We start from the raw sequence: 3,386 nt of genomic DNA, 5'->3' as shown, positions 1-3,386 counted from the left end.
CGTCCACCCCGTCGATGCCATCGCTGGTGGCGGTGGCGGCGTAGACCACGGTGTCCGCCGCGTTCAACGCCGACAGCGTCAGCGGCCCACCCTGCCGGTTCGGGCAGTCAATGACCACCACATCCGCCTGAAGGCCGGTCAGGGAGATCTTCAGCCGCAGCTCTGCGTGATCGGCCCGGTCGGCCTCGCGGTTGGAGACGTTGCGGGCCGAGGGAATCACCCGGAGGTTGGGGTGCCACCCGCTGGGCACCGCGAGGTCTTCGGCCCAGCCTTCGGGGTTCTCATCGCCCAGGATTGCTCCAACGTGCATTCCTTCCGCCGTGGGCTGCACCCCGAACCACTTGGTGGAGGCCGCGCGGGGGTCGAGGTCAACGAGGACGACTCGACGTCCCTCGGCGGCGGCAACCATTGCTAGGGAGACGGCGGTGGTGGTCTTAGTGACTCCACCGGATTCGCTGTACACCATGAGGGTTTGCATGCTTTCAAGCTATCAAGCTTGCGGGCCATCAAGCCATCTGTCTAGTTAGCTGGATTTCTATCTAGCTAACTAAATAGTTATCTAGCATGCTCACTAGCTAGGTATCTACCATTAATTCTACAGGTCATGCTTCTGGGGTGTCGTCGTGGACAGGGATGCTGCGCCAGAGAGTGCGTTTCGCAACCGAGGCTGGCGTCCCCGGCGCGTATGACCCCAGATGCTAGTCAGGGGAGCTTGGTAGACTAGAGCGCATAGCACGGCCCAACACACCACCGGGGAGGTTCCATGGCACAGCAGCACATTCTGCCACCGGCCCTCGAAGTGGACCGGGCACAGCAGGTAGCTTCCGTGGTGCACAGTGCTGCCATGGAAGGACTTCACGTCACCACAGCGACCCGTGCTGAGATGGATCATTTCGCTGAAGGTGGGCTCGAGGTCGAGGAGCTGGTTCGGCGCACGCGCGCCCGCTACGGCCTTGAGTGAAGCCCCCGGCCCGCACCGTGACCCGTATCTGGACCCGCACACCGGGATCCTGACCAACCTGATCGGCGCCCGCACCGCCGTAGAGCTCGCCGCCGCGGAAGCCGACCTGGTGGCGGTCCGCACCCTGCAGCTGTGGCGCCATCCACCGGCGCCCACCCGAGATCTGGTCGAGCTGCAAGCCATTCACCGTCACCTGTTCCAGGACATCTATCCCTGGGCGGGGCAGCTGCGCACCGTGGATCTGCGCAAGACGGTCCCGGGGGCACAGCCGTTCCTGCCGGTATCGATGATCCCCCGCTCGGCCGGTTTCGTCTTCGATCAACTCCGCCAGGACCGCTACCTGCAGCACCTGGACCGGGAGCGGTTCATCGAACGGTTGGCCTATCACTACGACCAGGTCAACTATCTGCACCCGTTCCGGGAGGGCAACGGGCGCACCCAACGCTTCTTCTTCGACTCAGTGGCCGTCGCCGCCGGCTGGTGGTTGGACTGGACCCAGATCACCGGGGCACTCAACGACGCTGCGTCACGGACCGCAGCCGAAGACCATGACCTCGCTGCCTTGCAGGAGATGTTCGCGGTGAGCCTCACTCCCGCACCTCACCATCGTCGGCCGCGTTCCTGACCGGACCAGCTAGCGCTAGGACAGGCCCGAGGACAGCGAAGTCCCTGAGAGCACTGCGACACTGACCTTGGACACGACTCGTCAGTGGACGATGTAACCGGGGAACCGTGCCGACCACAGGGAGTCGCCAGCGACTCGAGTGACCTCATAGGAAACCGCGGTCAGGTGTGGGAAGCGCAGTCCGTGGAGTTCGCCTACCAGGGCACCCACTTCAGTGACGTGCAGTTCTCGCCCACCCAACGCAGCGCCGTGGAACGGTCCGTCCATGACTGTCTCCCAGTAGTCGGAGGCAGTCGTGAAAGACCAGTACCCGGAGCCAATGGGATGATCCTCCAGGTAGTCCAGGGGCACCCAGAGAGCGAGGCCGCGGTGCTCAGGGAGGAGCCGATCCCGGAAGTCGGGATCTGGTTCTCCAGGCAGGACGCCTTCTGGCCACTGGTAGGCGGGTTCACTCGTCACGGGGGCATCCTCTTCCTTGGCAGGTCCGGGGGACACTTCCAGGCTAGGGGAGGGGGTGGGGCACACCTTGGGGGCGGAACCAATACCTGTTGCTTGGAGAATTTCACCCTCCTCGACGGGGCCGCCGGCGGGTGTGGTGGGCTCATTTTTCAACCAGGCCATCACGGTGCGTGTAGTACGCCCTACGGCCTCGGCGATGGCCCGGTAAGTCGCCCCAGCCGCCCGCAACTGCACCGCTAGAGCCCGCAGCTGCCCCACACGGTCGGTGCGGGCCTGGCGGGCCTTGCCGGCATTGTCCGCCGCCGCACGCGCCTTGGCCTCGGTACGGGCCTTCCCGCCACGCCGTCCCATCCGCGACAGATACTCATGCGCCGCATCAGAACCACTGGTGGACGTGGGGCGTCCCTTGCCAGCATTGACCTGCCGCACGGCTGAACGAGCCAGGCACGCCACCTCCCCATCAGACAGGGGGTGGGGCAGCTGGACGTTGAGCGCCCGGGCATGGGCGATCGAGGCGGCCTCGTTTGGGGTTTGGTGGCGGATCTGTTGCTGGTCCCATAGCCACCGGCGGGTGGCGCGGAAAATAGCGGTGTTGCGACCCACCTCCGTGGCGGTGTCCACTACCGGGGCCCGCGGGATGCCGGCCTGCCCCAGCAGGGCCGTGCCCGGGTCCCAGGCTGACGCGGCGGGTCCGTCAATAGCCTCGTCGTGGAACGGGTCGATGTACTCGGCCATGTGTGCCTTGAGATCCCCCAGGGACCACGGGCTGGCTCTGCGACCCCACCACACACGCCCGGCCGGGAATTCAGCAGCCGGGTTGCGCACCAAGTAACGGGTGAAGCACGGGTCCCCATCGACCAGCCGGTCCAGTGCCCGCTGCACCGCCTCTGCATAGCGGATCGGCCACGGCCGAGCGCCCTCCCCCCGGTAGACCGGCTCGATCGCCCACCCGGCCTGGGCGTGACCAGTGGCCGGGTTCTCGATGATCCACGTCGGCTCCGGCACCGCCGGGTGCATCAGGTTCAACAACGCGGCCTCGTCATCGACGTCGACGACGAGGAAATTTAACCAATCGGCCGGGTTGAGCTGGAGAAACGCGAACTCCCCAGCAGGCCGCCCACGGTTCGGGAACGCCTGCGACTTGGTCTGACCGCACCGGAAGTACTCGATCCGGTGGTGTGCTAGGAACCGGCGGGCCGGGGTCTCGGGGCAAAAAAGGACAACATCCAGCAAGGCAGGGTCCACTTGTGGACGCGCCTCAGGTATACTAGGGGACATAACAGTCCCCTGATATTGGATTCATGACAGGTTCCGATTCAGTTAGCTGTTGAAACGGCTGTC

General features: G+C 65.2%; 4 protein-coding genes. 2 read left to right on the top strand and 2 right to left on the bottom strand.

Annotated features, from left to right (window positions below; genetic code table 11):
* On the bottom strand, positions 1-478 hold a 478-nt coding region (locus Q4E95_RS12080; protein ID WP_303383542.1), incomplete at its 3' end, for a ParA family protein.
* 285 nt (positions 479-763) lie between these two features.
* On the opposite strand from Q4E95_RS12080, the gene Q4E95_RS12075 reads away from it, so the two are divergent.
* Together Q4E95_RS12075 and Q4E95_RS12070 are read left to right on the top strand one after the other, a co-directional pair.
* Complete coding sequence (locus Q4E95_RS12075) at positions 764-961, top strand: antitoxin VbhA family protein (RefSeq protein WP_303383541.1); 198 nt, start codon at positions 764-766, stop codon at positions 959-961.
* Positions 954-1,586: a Fic family protein gene (locus Q4E95_RS12070; RefSeq protein WP_303383540.1), complete on the top strand. Its 633-nt coding sequence runs from the start codon at positions 954-956 to the stop codon at positions 1,584-1,586. Before Q4E95_RS12075 ends, Q4E95_RS12070 begins: the two co-directional genes overlap by 8 nt.
* Positions 1,587-1,667: 81 nt before the next feature.
* Here the strand turns inward: Q4E95_RS12070 and Q4E95_RS12065 are convergent, their stop codons facing one another.
* Complete coding sequence (locus tag Q4E95_RS12065) at positions 1,668-3,290, bottom strand: replication initiation protein (protein WP_303383539.1); 1,623 nt, start codon at positions 3,288-3,290, stop codon at positions 1,668-1,670.
* Between the last annotated feature and the right edge of the window lie 96 nt (positions 3,291-3,386).

The organism is Kocuria sp. (genome assembly GCF_030536815.1).
GTDB lineage: Bacteria > Actinomycetota > Actinomycetes > Actinomycetales > Micrococcaceae > Kocuria > Kocuria gwangalliensis.
This window is presented reverse-complemented; position numbering and strand designations above follow the sequence as displayed.